This window comes from Amycolatopsis sp. YIM 10, assembly GCF_009429145.1.
Taxonomy (GTDB): Bacteria; Actinomycetota; Actinomycetes; order Mycobacteriales; family Pseudonocardiaceae; genus Amycolatopsis.
Map to the genome: position 1 here is coordinate 9,604,840 of NZ_CP045480.1, position 16,273 is coordinate 9,621,112.

The window sequence follows — 16,273 nt, forward strand, 5'->3', positions numbered from 1 at the left end:
CATGGGCGATCGGGTGAAGAAGGTCCAGCCGGTCATCGACCGGACGTTCACGGAATGCATGGAGCAGCTTCAGGAGGGCTACGTGTCGGCGATCGCTGCTACCGCCGGATGTACCGTAGAGTTCCGGAGACGTGACCTGTATGGCGTTGACATGGAAGTCACCCGCTCAGGCAAGACCGATGCGGACCCAGAAACATCTATCTACTTGCAACTCAAGAGCACGACGACAATCAAACCCAATTCGGAAGCGGAAAATTTCTCCTACCAGTTTAAGAAGAGAGAGTATTTCGAGAAGCTGGCGATCCCCAATCGTTACCCAAAAGCGTTTCTGGTAGTCATGGCAACTTCCCCGATTCAACAAGATTGGACGAAAGGCGGCCATGAGGCACTTGAGATGCTTCACTGTTGCTACTGGGTCAACCTAGAAGGAAAGACCATCAAGCCTGGGGTGCAAGCACCCACGGTGCACATACCTACAGCTAACGTATTTGACGCCAACGGCTTATCCGAAATGCTAGACCGGATCGAGCACGACAAGGCCGCAGCATGAGCGCAAATGCCTCAAACGCGGCTGGCATATCGCCGGATCGAATAGATCCGCAACGGCTGACAGTACTTCTGAAGAGCGTAGGATGGCAGCTTCGCACCGGTCGCGAAGGGATCTACAATAGATTAATCCCGCCTTCAAGTCTTGAGCATCCAGATTCTCGACCGCGCTCTCTTTTGGTTCCCTTGAACAAGAACGCTCCGGACTACAATCTTCTGATGAACGCCGCATTAACCGAGCTGGACGAGGCAGACAGAAGAGACCGCTGGTCAGAGGTACTTCCTCGCCTGCGATCCGAGCCAACTGACTCATTCCGTTTCAGAAAAGAAAGTGCCGCACCATCCGGACTTATATCTTGGCGACAGGGCGAAGAACTCATCCTGTCGGCGCGCTCCACGCTGATCGCCGGAGCCAAGACGAGGGTCGAGAAACTTAGAAGGTACAGCAATCGATTAGGTCATTTCGCAAGTCGCTATCTCGACTCGGTATTGATGGGCCAAACTGCTGCGGGAAGTTACGTCGTCACCGCATACGCGCCGACTAACATTACAATACCGATATCTGCGACACGCACGGTCAACCAATCGATCCCTGGGACCGATACTGTGCTAGCAAGGTCAGTTACCAGCTCCATTGCCTCCTCCCTGGAGGCCGCAACGGACGCACTGAACCACTATAGGTCGACGGGATCTTACTCAGGTTTCGAAGATGGCGTAAGAAGTGGGCTATCGTATGACCTGGCCGTTGCCCTCCAAGGGATAACGAGCGATTCGTCGGGGAGCGAAATTCTTGTAGAGTGGGACCCCTCCGAACCCCTCAACAACTCGGGGCTTTCATCGGTTTATGAATTTAAAGGGTCGGACGCTGGAGTCTTTGAATCCGCCGCCAATAGACTGGGATCGGCAAATCAAGGCGTCGTTACCACAACAGCCATTGGACGAGTTCATCTATTGACAAAAAAACGAGCAGGCGGCCCAGGCGTATTCGGCCTGGACACGATCGGATCACCCGGCAGAAAATATCGAGTTCGCTTGCTCGACGCCGAGCAATACCACCTAGCCACCCGCGCACACGACGAGGACCTCGCAATTAGGGTACGTGGAGACCTTGAGCGCGAAGGCTCTATCAGTTGGTTATACAATGCCGAGATCCAAGGGATCGTTGGCCCTGTCTCCGAATTACCCGGCTTTGGCCCAGATTCAATAGCAGCACCAGCACCTAAGGGGCAACTTATGATCGACGGTCCCGAAGACACCCCGGAATAGGGGGTCAACCCCTTCCAACGTTCACAGTTTCGCCTGCCGCGCTCAGACGCCCCGATCGCCCCAGCCCTGTAACGTTGACCAGCGTGACTGTAGTTGAGGAAGCCAGGGAGCTCGCCGAACGTTTCGTAACACCACTGGGACGTCGGTGGGCACACGTGCAACAGGTCGCTTTCAAAGCGGTAAGCGTTAGCGAAGCCGTGACCGATGAGAAAAGGGATGCCCTTGTCGCAGCAGCTTGGTTGCACGATGTCGGCTATGCACCTGACATCAACTATACCGCGTTCCACCCTCTAGATGGCGCTCGCTACCTGCGAGAACAAGGCTGGCAGGCCGAGATCGTGAACCTGGTAGCACACCACTCGGGAGCCCGGTTCGAAGCTGCGGAACGCGGGCTCACCAGGGAATTGAGCGAGTTCCCGTTCGAGGACAGCCCCGTCCTTGACGCATTGGTCACGGCCGACCTAACCACAGGGCCGGGCGGGGAACAGATGACCTACGACGAGCGGATTGCCGAGATCTTGAAGCGCTATCCGCCCGACGACCCCGTTCACCGGACCTGGGTCAAGGCCGCGCCGATCCTCAAAGAGGCTGTTCGGCGCACCGAGGAACGCCTGGCCAGGGCTCAGCCCAAGTAGGGGCCTGTCCGGCTGGGGTCCAAGCCGTGGTCGATGCGGAGGCGCATCGACGGGTGGATGTTCAGGCCGTCCAGGTCTGAGGGCTCGACCCACCGCACGGCCTTCGTCTCCGTGCCGTCTTCCCGCGGCTGTCCCCCGGTCCACCGGCCCTCGAAGCACAACGAGAACTGCTGCCTGACCTCCCCATCGTCGTAGGCCATGACGTGCCGGGGGTCCGTGTACGTGCCTATCAGGCGCACGATCTCGACGTCCAGGCCGGTCTCCTCCCGCACCTCCCGGACCGCGGTGTCCGTGATCCGCTCGCCGGCGTCGTGTCCGCCGCCGGGCAGTGCCCACCGGTCGTTGTCGATCTTGTGGATGAGCAGCACGCGGCCGGCGTCATCCCTGATCACCACGGTGACCGACGGGACCACGCTGTTCGCCGCCGGGGCGTTTGGGTCGTCGAAGTAGTCCACGCGTGCCATAGCCGCTCCTAGCTGGTCTCGGGGACGCCGACCGACCACACCCGCTCGAAAGAGCGCATGTAGTGCTGCCACATCTGGCCGGACGGGATGCGCTTCAGGTGCAGCACCGGGCTCTGACCGGCAAGCGCGCCGTGAGCATGGCCGTTGACCAGCAACTCATCGTCGAATCGGTAGATCGAGTTGTAGAGGATCGTGCCGTGCGTTCGGACCTCGACACCGTCCAGGTCGACGACGTCGGACAGGTACCGGCGCATGAGCTGGATGCGGCCTTCCAGCCCGCCGGGCGTGTTTTCGTCGAGCGCGCGCTGGATGACCGCAGGGGACGTCTCGTCACCAACGAGAAGCCGGAAACGCACGCCCTCAGCGACCTTCTGCCTGATCAACGGCACCAAGTTGTACTGCTCGACCAGGAACGCACCCGAGAACACGAGTACGTCCATCTGCTCTCGGACGCCATGTAGCAGCGCTTCCCAGTTCGCCCCCGTGATGGCCGATCGGGACGGGTACAGGTGCACCAGCTCGGACTCGACCGGTGCCGGTCGGGAATCTCCGGCGAGCGCGGGCCACAGGTCCGCTTCGCGCACGCCGAGCAGTTCAGTGAGCTTGTGCCGCGTTGCGCGGTGCGGGCGCCGATCCTCGTTGCTGATCCATCGGTCGACCGTCTTCGGGTCGACGTCGACCTTGGCGGCCAGCGTCTCCACGGTCAGGTTCGCCGCCAGCATCGCCGTGCGGAGCCGATCATTTGCCACGTTCCGGACCCTCCACTTCCCGGGACGTTTCGGACGTTTCCATGGGACGCGATCTGACGCAAGGACGTCCCGGACGATCTTCGAAAGTGCGGTACCTACGTCCTCCGAGCTGCGGTTTTCTTTGAGCACACCACCGAACGAGGTGGCCAGGAACAAAGAGAACGGAGCGAGACATGGCCCGCAAGACCCCCACCATCGTCCCTGAGACCGGCAGCGGCATCCTGCCCAAGGTCATCGGCACTGTCGTCTTCCTTGCGCTGGCCGCGCTGGTCGTGAAGCACCCTGGGCCGACCGCGGAATGGGTCAAGGAGCTGTTCGCCTGGGCGACCAGCGTCATCGACGGCGTTTCGGCCTTCCTCGGGCACATCGGCAACTAGGACTCCCCCGTGCCTTCTTCGATGCGCTGCACCCGCTCGGTCAGGTCCGCCACCGCTTGTCGGAGTTCGCGTAGCTCCGCGGCAACGTCCAGGCGGTCAGTCTCGGCAGGCAGCTCGTTGACGAAGACGCCGACCGCTGGGGTCGCGGTCAACCAGCCGTCATCTTGCAGTCGCCGCAAGGCTTTCTGCGCCGTGCCAAGCGCGACGTCGTACTTCTCGGCAAGGTCCCGGTTGCCGGGGAGCTTGTCCCCCGGCTTTAACACCCCGGCTCGGATGTCCTCCCGGATCGACTCGGCAACACGCTCGTAGACGGCCATACCAGCCGTGTTGGCGTCCATCTGCGCAGTCTACCGAATCTGACTCACACCGACATAGTTCACCCGAATGCCGGTCTTGCAACTGACTCATACTGATATAGATTGCTTTATGTCAGCCGACAGAGAGGAACCCCGATGAGGTCCGCACACATCAGCCGCCGCCGCGCCGAAGCCAGCTGCGACGGCTTCGATTGGGACGACGTTTCCGCAGTTCAGGAAGCCGCCGCCCTGTCGTTTGAGCGCATGGAGATCGACCGTGACGCGGAGCTGGACCGGCTCGCGCAGACCACGGAACTGGAGCTGACCGAGGACGAGCAGGCCGCGATGTACGCATTCCTGCACGGCTTCAACGACGCCCGCCGTACGCACAGGAGCCGTCGCCGCTCCGGTCGTGAGGTGCTGCGCTCCCTGCCCGTGCAGGTTCAGGCCAACACGTTCGACGGGGAGGCCGCGTGATGATCCAGCCCGCCGTCAACGAACTGACCAAGGTCATCGTCGAATCGTTCGGCTACCTGCACGGTGAGCCCCCGCAGGCGCATCTTGTAGTCGACCTGCGGAACTGCCTGCACAACCCGGCCGCTGACCCCGCCATGCGTGAGATGACCGGCCTGTACCCGCAGGTTCACCAGCACGTGCTCGACACCCCGGGCACATTCGACGTACTGGCCGGGGTCCTGGAAACCACCCGCGTGCTTCACCGGCTGCACGACCTGCGCTCGCGCAAGGTCACCGTGGCGTTCGGCTGCGCCGGCGGACGCCACCGGTCGGTGGTGCTGGCCAACGAACTCACGGCCGCGCTCAACCGCGAGGGAATCGCCACCACGGTGACTCACCGGGACATCTCGCGACCGGTCGTTCGGACCAACCGATGACCCGCCTTCTGGTCATCCCTTCTGACCCCGGACCGGCGGCCCATCCCGCCAAGAACAAGCCCACCGGGCCGGGTCTCCCCAACCACTCGCATGGCTACACGGAGAGGAACACGATGGTAGGCAAGCTCCGCGCCGGCATCAGCCCCCTTGCGCGTCGACTCGCCCAGATTGTGGCTAGCGATCGGGTGATTTACACCCCGCAGGCCCTGAACACCCTCATCGACACGACCGTTCGGCGCGAGCTGGCAGGCCAGTTGCGCGAGCGGGCCATGTGGCACCGCCGGACGGCCGCTGCGATGTCGACCCCGGGTTGCTCCGTCGAAGACTGGAAGCGCGCCGGGTGGCACACGACCGAAGCGCAGCGCCTCGACCTCCAGGCCGCGGCTGAGCTGGCTCGGATCGCCGGTGGTGAGGACCGGTGAACCCGCGCAAACGCAAGCAGACCGTGGTGACCGTCTTCGACGGCAGGGTTCACCATGTGGCCCTGTGCCGCGGCTTCCTCGACAGCCTTCCCGTATTCGCCTGGGGTGAGGCTCCCTCCGTACTGCTGACCAAGTCGCAGCTCCGGGACGCGGGACTCCGCCCGAACGGGCAGGACCCGTTAGCGCTGCTGGTCTTCCGTCACCACAAGCCGTTCAGGCACGAGACGGTGGCCGAGCTGTTCTCCGTCGAACTCGCGGCTGAGGTCCGACCGCTCCGGCCGGGGCAACTCGACGCGGCCAACCAGGCGCGGCGCACATGCGGTGGCTGCGACCAGGTCAAGCCGTACGTCGTGCCGACCTCGACTCGCCGGTGCTGGGACTGCTTCGACGCGGATACGGCGGGGGTGGCGGCATGAGCACCTTCGACGTCCTGTCCCGCTACGGCACCGCGGCTCTCCTGCGGTTCGCCGGTGCGGTGGCGCTGTTCCTGGCGCTGCACCTGATCCGCATCCCGCTCGTGCTGGTCGCCCGCGTGCTCGAAGGCGTCATGCGCCGGATCGACGGCTACGCCGTGCGGCAGGCCAGCGCCAAGCCGACCAACCCGATCAACCACTTCTTCGCACACACCACACCTTCGGGAGGTGCCTGATGACTGAGACCACCGAGACCGTGTTGCGCGAGCAGACGCGCACCGAACTCGCCGTGCAGTGGACCGTGTGGCACTTCGGTGAGCTGTCCGCCGTGTCGGTCCCGCTGCTGCTCGGGCTGACCGTGAACGGCTGGATTGCGCTGCTGTCGGCGCCGGCCGCCGCGGTTTGGGCCGTCTTCGAGGTGCGCGCCATCCGACGAATGCCGCCGAAGCGTCTCGCCCAGATCGAGAACACCGCCACCGGGGACGAGACCGGGAAGGAGGCCAGCGCATGAACTGGGCAGCCGAACGACGAGCGAACCGCGCGGCCGAGGCCGAACAGGACCGGTTGAACGCGGACGCTGCCAGCGCGCGGCGGATCGCCGAGCGGAACGCGCTGGCCGAACAGGCCCGTGCCGACGCGGCCTTGCTGACCAAGCAGAAGCGCGCTGAGCGTGAGGCCAAGGCCGCACGGCGGGCCGCGTTCTGGGCTCGACTTCGCACCTGGGCGACCGCGCACACGGTGGACCTGCTCATCTACCCGCTCGCGATCGCCAGCGCGATCATGGCGATTCCGTCGATGGCTCGCTTCGGTTGGGATGTCTACGGCAACGCGACCGGGGTTGTCCTGCCGGTGCTCTCCGAGCTGGGCATGTGGGCGTTCGCCGTAGCGACAACCGCATCTCGGCGGGCGCATCCGGATCGGCCGGTGTGGGCGTTGCAGGCCGGCGTGTGGATGTTCGCGCTCGTCGCCTTCGGGCTCAACGTGCTGCACGGGCTCAGCCGGGGCATGTCCGCAGCGGTGGTGATGGGGGTCGCCTCGATCGCCGGCGTTCTCGCTCACCAACTCGTGACCGCGACACCCCGGCGTGCGGCTGCCGACCGGCGGGCCGCTCGGGTGGACCGCCGCGCGGCGCGCAAGGTGGCCAAGGTGCAGCGCGCGGCAGTCCGGCAGGCAGTGGCCGAGATCGACGCGGCAGGCCGCGCAAGCCTGGTCTACGTGCCCGGTCGGTACTGCCTCAGCGGACGCGGGCGCCTGGTCGAAGCCGTCGTGCCCGGCATGCCGGTTGAGCCGCCGGCGGAGCTGGCCGAAGTGCTTGGTGACGAGGTGTCCGCGTGGCTGGCCACCCAGGCTCGACCTTCGATCCCGGAGCCGGACTCCGGGCCGGTGGCAACCCTCGATCACTCCGGTGACCAGCGTAAATCGACCCCGACCCACCCGTCTCCGCAGCGGCAGAAGCGCACCCTTGCCGACCTCCGGCGGGAGTTTGCCGACGCGGTTGCCACCGACTCGATCGACCCGAAGTCGGCGGAGTCGATCCGCAAGACCCTGCGCTGCTCGCCGGCGCGCGCCAGGCAGTTGCGCGACGAGTACCGAAAGGGGAACGCGGCATGAGCACCACCGACGAATCGACCGAGCTGGCTCAGGTGCACTACCTGCCGGGGCACCCCGAGGTGTTGGACGGCGAACTCGTCAGCGCCGAGGAGTTCGCGCGGCTGACCAGCCAGAAACACCAGGCGATCGAGCGTTACCGCGCCTACGGGAACACGGTGGTCGCCACCGGCCGCGTGATGCGAACCGCGGCGACGCACGACCGGACCAAGGCCGCACTCGGACACGGGATGACGGTCATGCAGGGCTTCGAGTCGTGGGGACGGCGCACCTGGGACGCATCCACGCTCGGGGTGTACCGGCGGCAGATCAAGGCCGCTGAGGCGGTCGGCAACGTGGACGAGATCAAGGAGTGGACCGACCGGATGGAACAGGTCAAGGAACGTCGGCACAAGCGGCTGATGGACCTCCCGGAGATGATCAGGGGCATGACCCGAGCCGGGTTGATCGGCCTGGCCGCCCTGGTCGTGCTGGTCCTGCTGATCGGCCTGCTCGTGCAGCTCTCCGACGCCGGATCGTTCTTCGGCGTCATCGGCGGGGTGCTGGGCGGACTCCGGTGGGCGTTCGGTGCGATCGCCTGGGCTTGGACGCCGTTGATCCTGGTCGCGCCGTACGTGGTGAGCGCCGGCGTGCTGTTCGCCGCGTGGCGTGAGGGACGCCGGCGCGGCCAGGCTCCGAGCTGGCTCGCCACCTCTGCCGACGCGGACGGAGACGTCACGATCGACGAGACCACGATTGCCCGTGCCCTGTCCGCGCTCCGAATTCCGCAGGTCACGGCGTACCTCAAAGAAGGACTGCCGTTGCAGTTCATCACTCCGGCCCGCAGGGATGGGCGCGGTACGCACGCGATCGTCCGACTTCCTGCCGGGGTCACCGCGGAGAAGGTGGCGCGGCGACGCGCTGACCTGGCGACCGGCCTGCACCGACTGTCCAAAGAGGTGTGGCCGACTACCGGGAGCGAAGCGGGGATCTTGGACCTGTGGGTGGCGGACAAGGGCGCGCTCGCCGAGGGTGCCGGGCCGTATCCGCTGCTCGAAGACGGCACCGTGGACGTGTTCAAGGGCGTGCCGTTCGGCAAGACGCTGCGGGGTGAGCCGATCCTGGCTCCGCTGATGGAGCGCAACACGATCACCGGCGGTATGCCTGGTCAGGGCAAGTCGGGCGCCGCGCGGGTCATCATGGGCGGCGCCGCGCTCGACCCGACCGCCGAGCTGCGCATCTGGGTTCCCGATGCGAACTTCGACTTCGAGGCGTTCAGGCCGCGGTGCTCCCGCTACGTCATGGGTGCCGAGGACGAGAAGATTGCCGAGATCCTGGAACACCTGCGCGAGCTGCACGCCGAAGTGCAGCGACGCGGTGAACTGCTGATCAAGTACGAGGTTCCGGCCGTCACGCGTGAGCTGGCCAGCAAGAACGTCGGGTTGCACCCGCTGTTCGGCCTGCTCGAAGAGGCTCACGTTGCGATCCAGCATGGCCAGTACGGCAAGGAGATCGCGCAACTCCTGGTCGACATCGTCCGGTTGGGCAGGAAGCGCGGCATCCACCTGCTCGTGTCCACCCAGGCGCCGACGAAGGACAGCATGCCGCGCGACGTCACGCGGAACTGCTCGAACGGCGTCGCGTTCGCGGTCGGCGACCATGTGGCGAACGACGCGCTGTTGGGGCAGGGCGCCTACGCGGCCGGGCACCGCGCCACCGAGCTGATTCCGGGCACCGACAAGGGGACTGCCGTGGTCAAGGGCTTCACGGGGGAGCGCTCCGACATCGTGCAGGTCTACTTCCTGGACGTGGCAAAGGAGAACGACCAGGTGACGCCGATCATCGAGCGTGCCATGGCCGCGGTTGCCAAGCGCGGTGACCTGCCCGGCGGTACTGCGCCGGCGCGGCAGATCGAGACGAAGCGGGACCTGCTCGAAGACATCTCCGATGTGCTCGACGCCGACCCGGTTCCGGCCGCGAAGGTGGCGGTTCTGCTGAGCAACCACGCGCCGGACTGGCCCGCCTACCGCGGTCTCACCGGCACGAGGCTGTGCACGGACCTGGCAGCGATCGGCGTCAAGGTGCCCAGTTCGAAGAACCGCTACCCCGTTGATCCGGTGACTATCCGTGAGGCCCTGGCCAAGCAGGCGACCGCAGACCTGGACGACGAGGGCTAGCGAGGTTAGGTCGGTGCGGGTGCCCTCGAAACGCCGGAATCCAGCACTCAGCCGAGCGCTCCGCACCGACCTAACCCGCCTAACCCAGCTAACTTTCCGCAGCTCAAGAGCACTGAAGGCGCGGTAACCCGCCGGGTTAGAAACCTAACCCCGTTTCCGCGACCTAACCCCCGAACTAACCCGCAACGCGCGACCGCTCCGGTCATCGCGGCGGCACCCCATACCCAGATTCGACTACACAAAGTCATCGAAAGGCATCACGGTGAACACCACGACCGCAAGCAGTCCGATGCTCGCCTGGGCGCTCCACTTCGCTTCGATGGGATGGAACGTCTTCCCGCTGCGACCGAACACCAAGAAGCCGACCGGCCACCGCGAAGCCGACTGCCCGCGGACCGGCCGGTGCGCCGAAGGGCACTGGACGCCGGAACGCCGCGCGACCACCGACGCCGAACTGGTCCGCTCCGCCTGGGCCGACGGGCAGCGTTGGAACATCGGGATCGCCACCGGCCCGTCCGGTCTGGTCGTGGTGGACCTCGACGTGGCCAAGCCCGGGGAGTCCGGCCCGGACGGTGCGACCGCACTCGCCGAGCTGGCCGCCGAGCGCGGCGGACCGCTGCCCGACACCTACACCGTGACCACCCCGACCGGCGGACGGCACCTGTACTTCACCAGCCCGCCCGGCGTCCGGCTGCGCAGCACGCAGAAGCACGTGTGCGCCAATGTGGACACCCGCGCGTGGGGTGGCTACGTGGTGGCGGCCGGATCGGTCCTGCCGGAGGGTGGCTACGAACTCGCTGACGACACCGAGCCGGTCCCGTTGCCCGCCTGGTTGGTTCAGGCATGCGCCGAAAAGCCCGCAGCGGTCGACTCAGCGCCCATTCAGATTCGCTCTCGAGACACCAGTTCGTACGGGATGGCTGCGCTCGCTGGTGAGGTGAAGCGGGTGCGAGACGCCGAGCCAGGCAGCTACAACGGCGTGCTTTCGTCCGCCGCCTACACGATCGGTCGCAAGGTGGGCGCCGAGATCATTGATGCCGCGGTTGCCCGCGCCGAACTGGTTGCCGCCGGCGAGACGCTGATCGGCTCCGCGCACTGGCCGCCGAACGCACGGGAAGTCGCGCGCGTGGTCGACGCCGGACTGGCAGCCGGCGCCGCGAACCCGGTGGCACGCCGAAAGGACGCGGCCTGATGAACGTGCTGTCGCTGTTCTCCGGCATCGGTGGCCTCGAACTCGGCTTGGAACGCGCGGGGATGACCACTGTGGGCCAGGTCGAACTCGATCCCTACTGCCGCACTGTCCTCGAACACCACTGGCCGGAGGTACCCCGCCATGACGACGTCCGCACCGCGCCCGCCTGGTGGCGCGCCCAGCCCCGCCCTGCCGTCGACCTGGTGGCCGGAGGATTCCCTTGCCAACCCTTCTCCCAGGCCGGTCGCCGCAACGGAATCGCAGACGAACGCTGGGGCTGGCCCTGGATGCTCGACGTCCTTGACGCTGTTCGACCTCGATACGTCCTCGCAGAGAACGTGGCAGCGCTGCTTAGGGACACCGAAGCTTTTTCGATCATCCTCAGCGACCTATCCGACCTCGGGTTCGACGTCGAATGGTCGGTTGTATCAGCGTGCTCCGTGGGTGCCCCACACCTGCGACGACGGCTGTTCATCCTGGCTCACCCCCGTGGCCAGGGACTACAAGGGCTACACGGGCCGGGACGGTCGATCGATCTGCGACCAGCTCAAGGCCCTGTACGGCGGCATTGGCCGACCGAACCCGCGGTGGCTCGAATGGCTGATGGGGTTCCCCGACGCCTGGTGCGAGACCCACTCCGCGCACTCGGCAACGCCGTCGTCCCCGCAGTCACCGAGCAAATCGGGCACCTGATCGTCCGTGCGGCCAACGAAGTACCAGAGCGGAGGGCAGCCTGATGACCGCTGTGGACACCGCCGTAACCGCCATCGACGCGGCGATCGGCGAGACCGGCGGCACGTGCGTGAAGTGCGGGCGCTCGCTGGCCGACTCACCGTCCGACGACTTCTGCTCGGAGAACTGCCAAGCCCTGTGGCGCACCGAGCACGCGACGGTGCTTCCCGGACACGAAGTGCTCGACCGGGTGACCGCGTTCATCAGGAGGTTCAACATCTTCCCGTCTGAGCACTGCGCACCCATGCTCGCGCTCTGGTACGCGCACACCCACGCCGCTGACCACTTCTACGTCACGCCGCGGCTGATCCTGTCCTCCGTGGAGCCGGGGAGCGGCAAGACGCGGGTGCTCGAAGTCGCTCAGTTCCTCGTGCGGTCGCCGGAGATGACGATGTCCGCCACGGCCGCCGCGCTGTTCCGGATGGTCAACGACGGGCCGATCACCATCCTGTTCGACGAGGTGGATGCGATCTTCAACCCGAAGAACGGCGGCAACACCGAGGACCTGCGCGCACTGCTCAACGCGGGCTACAAGCGGTCGGCGACCATCCCGCGGTGCGTCGGCGACGCCAAGGCCATGAAGGTGCAGCGGTTCCCCGTCTACGCGCCGGCCGCGCTCGCAGGCATCGCCGGGAACATGCCCGACACCATCACCACCCGCGCCATCACCGTCCACATGCAGCGGCGGCGCGAGGACGAGGAAGTGGACGAGTTCTGGGAGGAAGACGTAGAGCAGGAAGCCGAACCGCTGCGGGAGATGCTGGCCGCGTGGGTTGCCACCGTCGTCGACAAGGTGAGCAAGGGCCGACCGGCTATGCCGCCCGGCGTCCGCGACCGGTCGGCGGAGATCTGGCGACCGCTGATCGCTCTGGCCGATGCCGCTGGCGCACACTGGCCGACCACCGCGAGGGCTGCCTGCTCGCACTTCGTGGAAGCGGCCAACACCAACCGCAGCGGCGGCGCGGTCCGTTTGAAGTTGCTCGCCGATCTGCACGAGCTGTTCACCCGGCACGACACCGACAAGCTGACCACCGCCGAGATCCTGGATGCGCTGTGCAGCCTCGAAGAGGCGGATTGGGCTGACCTCGACGGCAAGGGCAAGGCGCTCGACGCGCGGCGGCTCGCCAAGGAACTCAAGCCGTACGGCGTCGCGTCGAAGGACATCAAGCAGCCCGGCGGCAAGGTCACGAAGGGCTACCGCGCCACCGGCCCCGGTGGGCTCGCGGACGCGTGGAGCCGCTACCTGCCCACTGCCGCTACCGGGGCTACCTCCGCTACCGAGCAGGTCAACGAGGTAGCGGATACGGGCGGGGTAGCGGCAACAAGGGCTACCTCCGGCACCTCACCCCCGGCTCAGGCTGGCATCGGGTAGCGGCCCCAAGCGCTACCCCCTCCGTATCCGCTACCCACCTGAGCAGGCAAGTAGCCCAGGTAGCGGCAGTAGCGGACACCTCCTGAACCACTTCGACACCGCACCGGCGAACTCAGCGCGCGATCCGCGCGACCGCCGGCGACGAGGGGAACCAACACCGATGGCTGCCAAACGCCAGCACCTCACCATTGCCGCGCTCTGCGAAGAACTGGAGATCTCCCGCCGCACCTTCTACGAGTGGCGCGCCAAGAAGCGCGCGCCCCGCTGCATCAAGCTCCCGAACGGCGAGATCCGAGTCCGGCGGATCGACCTCGACAACTGGCTGGACACGTGCGAGGAGGCCGCCTGATGGACACGAGCTACAACGTCCGAATCTGGAAGATCGAGAAGTACGCCGGGAAGCGCAAGACCACCTACCGCGTCCGGTGGCTCGTGAGCGGCAAGAAGTTCGGTGACTCCTTCGAGACCTACGCCCTAGCGGACAGCTTCCGTTCTCGCCTGGTCACTGCGTCACGCGACGGGTTGGCGTTCGACGTCGTAAGCGGGCTGCCCGTCTCGATGATCCGGACCACCGAGACCATGACGTGGTTCGACTTCGCCTGCAAGTACGCGGACATGAAGTGGCCTGACTCATCGCCCAAGTACCGGAAGTCGCTCGCGGAATCGCTGATGACCATCACGGTTCCGATGCTGAAGGGGAATGTCCCGGTCGAACCGCGGACCTTGCGCACGGCACTGAAGATCGCGTTCAACACCAAGGCGCGCGACAACGAGCACCCCAGCGAGATTCAGCACGCGATCGCGCAGGCGAGCCGAGCAAGCCGGCGAGTGGACGAGCTGACCAACCCGGATGTCCTGCGCACCTTGCTCCGCGCTCTCGACCTCCGGCTGGACGGTGAGCGTGCCGCCGCGAATACGGTTCGAATCCGGCGGGTGACGTTGGGAAACGCCGTGGACTACGCGATTGAGAAGAAGCTACTCACGGCGAACCCGCTGCAGGAGGTGAAGACCAAGAAGCGGAAGTTCGTCCTGCACGAGGTCGACCCGAAGTCCGTGGTCAACACGATGCAGGGGCGGATGTTGCTCGAAGCCGTGAACGAGGTCAGCAAGCAGGGACCGCGGCTGGTCGCGTTCTTCGGGCTCATGTACTACGCGGCATTGCGGCCGGAGGAAGTGACCAACCTCAGCAAGTACAACCTGTCGTTGCCGGAGAAGGGGTGGGGAGATCTTCACTTGGAAGGCGCCCGGCCGGAGATCGGTCGGGAGTGGACGGACTCGGGCACGGCGAACGAGCTGGCTCCGCTGAAGCACCGGGAGAAGGACACCGGCCGAACGGTGCCCTGTCCACCCGTGCTCACCGAGCTGCTTCACGAGCACATGGCCAAGTTCGGCACCGCGCGCGATGGCCGTCTGTTCCGCGGCGCACGCGAGGGCGGCCGGGTGGGGAGCACGGTCTATGGCCGCGTGTGGGCGGCAGCTCGGGAACACGTCTTCACGCCGGAGATCGCCGCCGGCCCGCTCGCCAAGCGACCGTATGACCTACGCCACGCCGCAGTGTCGACGTGGCTCAACGGAGGTGTGGAGCCGACCAGGGTCGCGAAGTGGGCGGGGCACAGCCTTTCCGTCCTGCTCCGCGTCTACGCGAAGTGCCTCGACGGAGGCGAGCAAGCCGCCCGAGACCGTGTCGAGCGCGCGCTTGAGGGCCACTGAGAAACCGCTGAGCGATTCGAAGTCCCGAACGCCGATCCAATACACACGGCGAAAGGACCACACGCCACTATGATGTGACACGTTTCACGGCCAGGACACGGGGAGGGCCACACATGGAAACTGGCAGGCTGGCAACACCGCCTACCGACCGGATCGAGCTGCGCTTCAGCGGAACCTACTACTTCGTCTACCAACTAGACAGCTTCATGTCTCGCGAAAGCATCTTAAGCAGAGCATTCGGCGATGAGTTTTCGGAAGGGCTACATCTTTACGTTGCCCCCTTCAAGCGATGGACAACTTTGCATCTTTTCACGGAGTTCTTCATAGAGCAGGTTTTGGATGAAGACTTCGACAGAGCTTCGAACACCAGATACGTACGACGCGACTCTTGCTCTAACCAATATTGCCCAGCCAGCCCAGCATGGCTACTTAGCGTAGACCTCATGAAAAGTCACGGTTTCGACGTCTCGGAAGCCACGCACGAACTCGGCCAATGGGCGGAGGCAGGGGCTTACTGTTGTCCACCACCAGGCGATCTCGGAACCGGACCCGACTTCGACATATGCGTCCCGGAGATCGAAGGAGGCGATTACGCCGACTTCGTACGTCAGTTGACCGAAGAGGTGTTCTTTGTATTCTTCGCGAACCGCAGCTTCCTCTACAAGTTCAACTCACACCTGGCGAGCTGGGTACTTCACTCCGACGGACAGCAAGTTCTGCCAGATGAGGACCTCTTCAAGAAGACCAACAAGAGCGGTTCGACGCTGAAGCGTGCCAGGATTCCCGAATGGGCCAAGCGGGCCGTATTCTTTCGAGACAGGGGTCGCTGCTGCAAGTGCGAACGCGATCTCGGGGGCGCCTACAGTCCAATCAACAGGGTGGAGTTCGACCACATAGTTCCCTTAGCCATCGGCGGACTTAATGACGTAACAAATCTCCAGATGTTATGCAAGACCTGCAACAATGACAAGCGGGCGAGACGCATCGAGCCTGGCCGCGTCTATGAACGCTGGTTCCCTATGACTGAGCAAGATGAATACAGGTTCGTACCAACACTGGCCTCCGTCGTAGCTTCTCTCACCGAAGACGGTGGCCAGGACCGCGGGGACCAGCCCGATCAGCAGGCCCCTCACTGAAGTCGTCTCACCCTTGGACGCGTTGGCGGGTGAGCCCCGCCCACCACGCCGACGCCGGGTGGCGCAAACCACCCGGGCGTCACTCGCGACACATCGGCCACTTATGACCTACATCACGCACTGCTACCCCGCACGACCGCCAGGTCGGTCGGGGTGAGTCCAACCGAGGAGCCTCAGCCGCGAAACCCTGGGATGTCGGGTCCCTCGGGCAGACGGCGGGGCATCAGAGACGTCGGGGCGTATTTGGGGTGAGCCGCCGCAAACGGCTGCCTGTGGCCGCACACGGCCGCACACAGCAAGATCGGC

The 16,273-nt window shown here is 65.2% G+C and carries 21 protein-coding genes; 18 read left to right on the forward strand and 3 right to left on the reverse strand.

The features are described from left to right. Nucleotide 1 precedes the first annotated feature (1 nt). From YIM_RS44525 to YIM_RS44535, 3 genes are all read left to right on the forward strand, one after another. Nucleotides 2–550, forward strand: coding sequence for a DUF4365 domain-containing protein (locus YIM_RS44525; RefSeq protein WP_194239955.1), 549 nt, complete (start codon nucleotides 2–4; stop codon nucleotides 548–550). Then, nucleotides 547–1,812, forward strand: a complete 1,266-nt coding sequence (locus YIM_RS44530) for a hypothetical protein (RefSeq protein ID WP_153036071.1) — start codon at nucleotides 547–549, stop codon at nucleotides 1,810–1,812. Before YIM_RS44525 ends, YIM_RS44530 begins: the two co-directional genes overlap by 4 nt. Nucleotides 1,813–1,895: 83 nt before the next feature. Continuing rightward, nucleotides 1,896–2,447 (forward strand): HD domain-containing protein, encoded by a 552-nt coding sequence (locus YIM_RS44535; RefSeq protein WP_153036072.1) that lies wholly within the window; start codon nucleotides 1,896–1,898, stop codon nucleotides 2,445–2,447. Here the strand turns inward: YIM_RS44535 and YIM_RS44540 are convergent. Beyond that, a complete protein-coding gene (locus YIM_RS44540) occupies nucleotides 2,435–2,911 on the reverse strand; it encodes an NUDIX domain-containing protein (RefSeq protein ID WP_153036073.1) in 477 nt (158 codons plus the stop codon). The genes YIM_RS44535 and YIM_RS44540 overlap by 13 nt on opposite strands. 8 nt (nucleotides 2,912–2,919) lie before the next feature. Further along, on the reverse strand, nucleotides 2,920–3,633 hold the full coding sequence (locus YIM_RS44545; protein ID WP_228004398.1) for a helix-turn-helix transcriptional regulator: 714 nt from the start codon (nucleotides 3,631–3,633) through the stop codon (nucleotides 2,920–2,922). Nucleotides 3,634–3,833: 200 nt separating this feature from the next. Here YIM_RS44545 and YIM_RS44550 point away from each other — a divergent pair, with 200 nt between their 5' ends. Continuing rightward, the gene (locus YIM_RS44550) at nucleotides 3,834–4,037 is read left to right on the forward strand and encodes a hypothetical protein (protein ID WP_153036075.1); all 204 of its coding nucleotides are present in this window, start codon (nucleotides 3,834–3,836) and stop codon (nucleotides 4,035–4,037) included. Here YIM_RS44550 and YIM_RS44555 read toward each other — a convergent pair. Further along, on the reverse strand, nucleotides 4,034–4,375 hold the full coding sequence (locus YIM_RS44555) for a winged helix-turn-helix domain-containing protein (RefSeq protein ID WP_153036076.1): 342 nt from the start codon (nucleotides 4,373–4,375) through the stop codon (nucleotides 4,034–4,036). The two genes, YIM_RS44550 and YIM_RS44555, sit on opposite strands and share 4 nt — an antisense overlap. A gap of 114 nt (nucleotides 4,376–4,489) precedes the next feature. Here YIM_RS44555 and YIM_RS44560 point away from each other — a divergent pair, with 114 nt between their 5' ends. From YIM_RS44560 to YIM_RS44625, 14 genes are all read left to right on the forward strand, one after another. Next, nucleotides 4,490–4,810 carry a hypothetical protein gene (locus YIM_RS44560; protein WP_153036077.1) on the forward strand — a complete coding sequence of 107 codons (321 nt, stop codon included), beginning with the start codon at nucleotides 4,490–4,492 and terminating at the stop codon, nucleotides 4,808–4,810. Further along, entirely contained in the window at nucleotides 4,810–5,226 is a 417-nt protein-coding gene (locus YIM_RS44565; protein WP_153036078.1) for an RNase adapter RapZ, read from the forward strand. Before YIM_RS44560 ends, YIM_RS44565 begins: the two co-directional genes overlap by 1 nt. After that, nucleotides 5,223–5,648: a hypothetical protein gene (locus YIM_RS44570; RefSeq protein WP_153036079.1), complete on the forward strand. Its 426-nt coding sequence runs from the start codon at nucleotides 5,223–5,225 to the stop codon at nucleotides 5,646–5,648. The genes YIM_RS44565 and YIM_RS44570 overlap by 4 nt, the downstream gene beginning before the upstream one ends. 26 nt (nucleotides 5,649–5,674) lie before the next feature. After that, nucleotides 5,675–6,064 carry an RRQRL motif-containing zinc-binding protein gene (locus YIM_RS44575; RefSeq protein ID WP_228004399.1) on the forward strand — a complete coding sequence of 130 codons (390 nt, stop codon included), beginning with the start codon at nucleotides 5,675–5,677 and terminating at the stop codon, nucleotides 6,062–6,064. Then, nucleotides 6,061–6,297, forward strand: coding sequence for a hypothetical protein (locus YIM_RS44580; RefSeq protein ID WP_153036080.1), 237 nt, complete (start codon nucleotides 6,061–6,063; stop codon nucleotides 6,295–6,297). The genes YIM_RS44575 and YIM_RS44580 overlap by 4 nt, the downstream gene beginning before the upstream one ends. Continuing rightward, the gene (locus YIM_RS44585; protein ID WP_153036081.1) at nucleotides 6,297–6,572 is read left to right on the forward strand and encodes a hypothetical protein; all 276 of its coding nucleotides are present in this window, start codon (nucleotides 6,297–6,299) and stop codon (nucleotides 6,570–6,572) included. The genes YIM_RS44580 and YIM_RS44585 overlap by 1 nt, the downstream gene beginning before the upstream one ends. Next, entirely contained in the window at nucleotides 6,569–7,672 is a 1,104-nt protein-coding gene (locus tag YIM_RS44590) for a hypothetical protein (RefSeq protein WP_153036082.1), read from the forward strand. Before YIM_RS44585 ends, YIM_RS44590 begins: the two co-directional genes overlap by 4 nt. Then, nucleotides 7,669–9,825 carry a cell division protein FtsK gene (locus tag YIM_RS44595; protein WP_153036083.1) on the forward strand — a complete coding sequence of 719 codons (2,157 nt, stop codon included), beginning with the start codon at nucleotides 7,669–7,671 and terminating at the stop codon, nucleotides 9,823–9,825. Before YIM_RS44590 ends, YIM_RS44595 begins: the two co-directional genes overlap by 4 nt. 262 nt (nucleotides 9,826–10,087) lie before the next feature. Further along, nucleotides 10,088–11,017: a bifunctional DNA primase/polymerase gene (locus YIM_RS44600; protein ID WP_228004400.1), complete on the forward strand. Its 930-nt coding sequence runs from the start codon at nucleotides 10,088–10,090 to the stop codon at nucleotides 11,015–11,017. Next, nucleotides 11,017–11,754: a DNA cytosine methyltransferase gene (locus YIM_RS44605; protein WP_153036084.1), complete on the forward strand. Its 738-nt coding sequence runs from the start codon at nucleotides 11,017–11,019 to the stop codon at nucleotides 11,752–11,754. Before YIM_RS44600 ends, YIM_RS44605 begins: the two co-directional genes overlap by 1 nt. Continuing rightward, nucleotides 11,754–13,121 (forward strand): DUF3631 domain-containing protein, encoded by a 1,368-nt coding sequence (locus tag YIM_RS44610; protein ID WP_153036085.1) that lies wholly within the window; start codon nucleotides 11,754–11,756, stop codon nucleotides 13,119–13,121. Before YIM_RS44605 ends, YIM_RS44610 begins: the two co-directional genes overlap by 1 nt. Nucleotides 13,122–13,281: 160 nt before the next feature. Beyond that, a complete protein-coding gene (locus tag YIM_RS44615) occupies nucleotides 13,282–13,470 on the forward strand; it encodes an AlpA family transcriptional regulator (protein ID WP_153036086.1) in 189 nt (62 codons plus the stop codon). Beyond that, nucleotides 13,470–14,831, forward strand: a complete 1,362-nt coding sequence (locus YIM_RS44620) for a tyrosine-type recombinase/integrase (RefSeq protein ID WP_153036087.1) — start codon at nucleotides 13,470–13,472, stop codon at nucleotides 14,829–14,831. Before YIM_RS44615 ends, YIM_RS44620 begins: the two co-directional genes overlap by 1 nt. Nucleotides 14,832–14,944: 113 nt before the next feature. After that, the gene (locus tag YIM_RS44625) at nucleotides 14,945–15,967 is read left to right on the forward strand and encodes an HNH endonuclease (protein ID WP_153036088.1); all 1,023 of its coding nucleotides are present in this window, start codon (nucleotides 14,945–14,947) and stop codon (nucleotides 15,965–15,967) included. The last annotated feature ends 306 nt before the right edge of the window (nucleotides 15,968–16,273 follow it).

Coding starts and splice junctions, on each gene's coding strand:
- YIM_RS44525 (WP_194239955.1), top strand. CDS start 2: ATGGGCGATCGGGTGAAGAAGGTCCAGCCGGTCATCGACCGGACGTTC.
- YIM_RS44530 (WP_153036071.1), top strand. CDS start 547: ATGAGCGCAAATGCCTCAAACGCGGCTGGCATATCGCCGGATCGAATA.
- YIM_RS44540 (WP_153036073.1), bottom strand. CDS start 2,911: ATGGCACGCGTGGACTACTTCGACGACCCAAACGCCCCGGCGGCGAAC.
- YIM_RS44545 (WP_228004398.1), bottom strand. CDS start 3,633: ATGCTGGCGGCGAACCTGACCGTGGAGACGCTGGCCGCCAAGGTCGAC.
- YIM_RS44550 (WP_153036075.1), top strand. CDS start 3,834: ATGGCCCGCAAGACCCCCACCATCGTCCCTGAGACCGGCAGCGGCATC.
- YIM_RS44555 (WP_153036076.1), bottom strand. CDS start 4,375: ATGGACGCCAACACGGCTGGTATGGCCGTCTACGAGCGTGTTGCCGAG.
- YIM_RS44560 (WP_153036077.1), top strand. CDS start 4,490: ATGAGGTCCGCACACATCAGCCGCCGCCGCGCCGAAGCCAGCTGCGAC.
- YIM_RS44565 (WP_153036078.1), top strand. CDS start 4,810: ATGATCCAGCCCGCCGTCAACGAACTGACCAAGGTCATCGTCGAATCG.
- YIM_RS44570 (WP_153036079.1), top strand. CDS start 5,223: ATGACCCGCCTTCTGGTCATCCCTTCTGACCCCGGACCGGCGGCCCAT.
- YIM_RS44580 (WP_153036080.1), top strand. CDS start 6,061: ATGAGCACCTTCGACGTCCTGTCCCGCTACGGCACCGCGGCTCTCCTG.
- YIM_RS44585 (WP_153036081.1), top strand. CDS start 6,297: ATGACTGAGACCACCGAGACCGTGTTGCGCGAGCAGACGCGCACCGAA.
- YIM_RS44590 (WP_153036082.1), top strand. CDS start 6,569: ATGAACTGGGCAGCCGAACGACGAGCGAACCGCGCGGCCGAGGCCGAA.
- YIM_RS44595 (WP_153036083.1), top strand. CDS start 7,669: ATGAGCACCACCGACGAATCGACCGAGCTGGCTCAGGTGCACTACCTG.
- YIM_RS44605 (WP_153036084.1), top strand. CDS start 11,017: ATGAACGTGCTGTCGCTGTTCTCCGGCATCGGTGGCCTCGAACTCGGC.
- YIM_RS44610 (WP_153036085.1), top strand. CDS start 11,754: ATGACCGCTGTGGACACCGCCGTAACCGCCATCGACGCGGCGATCGGC.
- YIM_RS44615 (WP_153036086.1), top strand. CDS start 13,282: ATGGCTGCCAAACGCCAGCACCTCACCATTGCCGCGCTCTGCGAAGAA.
- YIM_RS44620 (WP_153036087.1), top strand. CDS start 13,470: ATGGACACGAGCTACAACGTCCGAATCTGGAAGATCGAGAAGTACGCC.
- YIM_RS44625 (WP_153036088.1), top strand. CDS start 14,945: ATGGAAACTGGCAGGCTGGCAACACCGCCTACCGACCGGATCGAGCTG.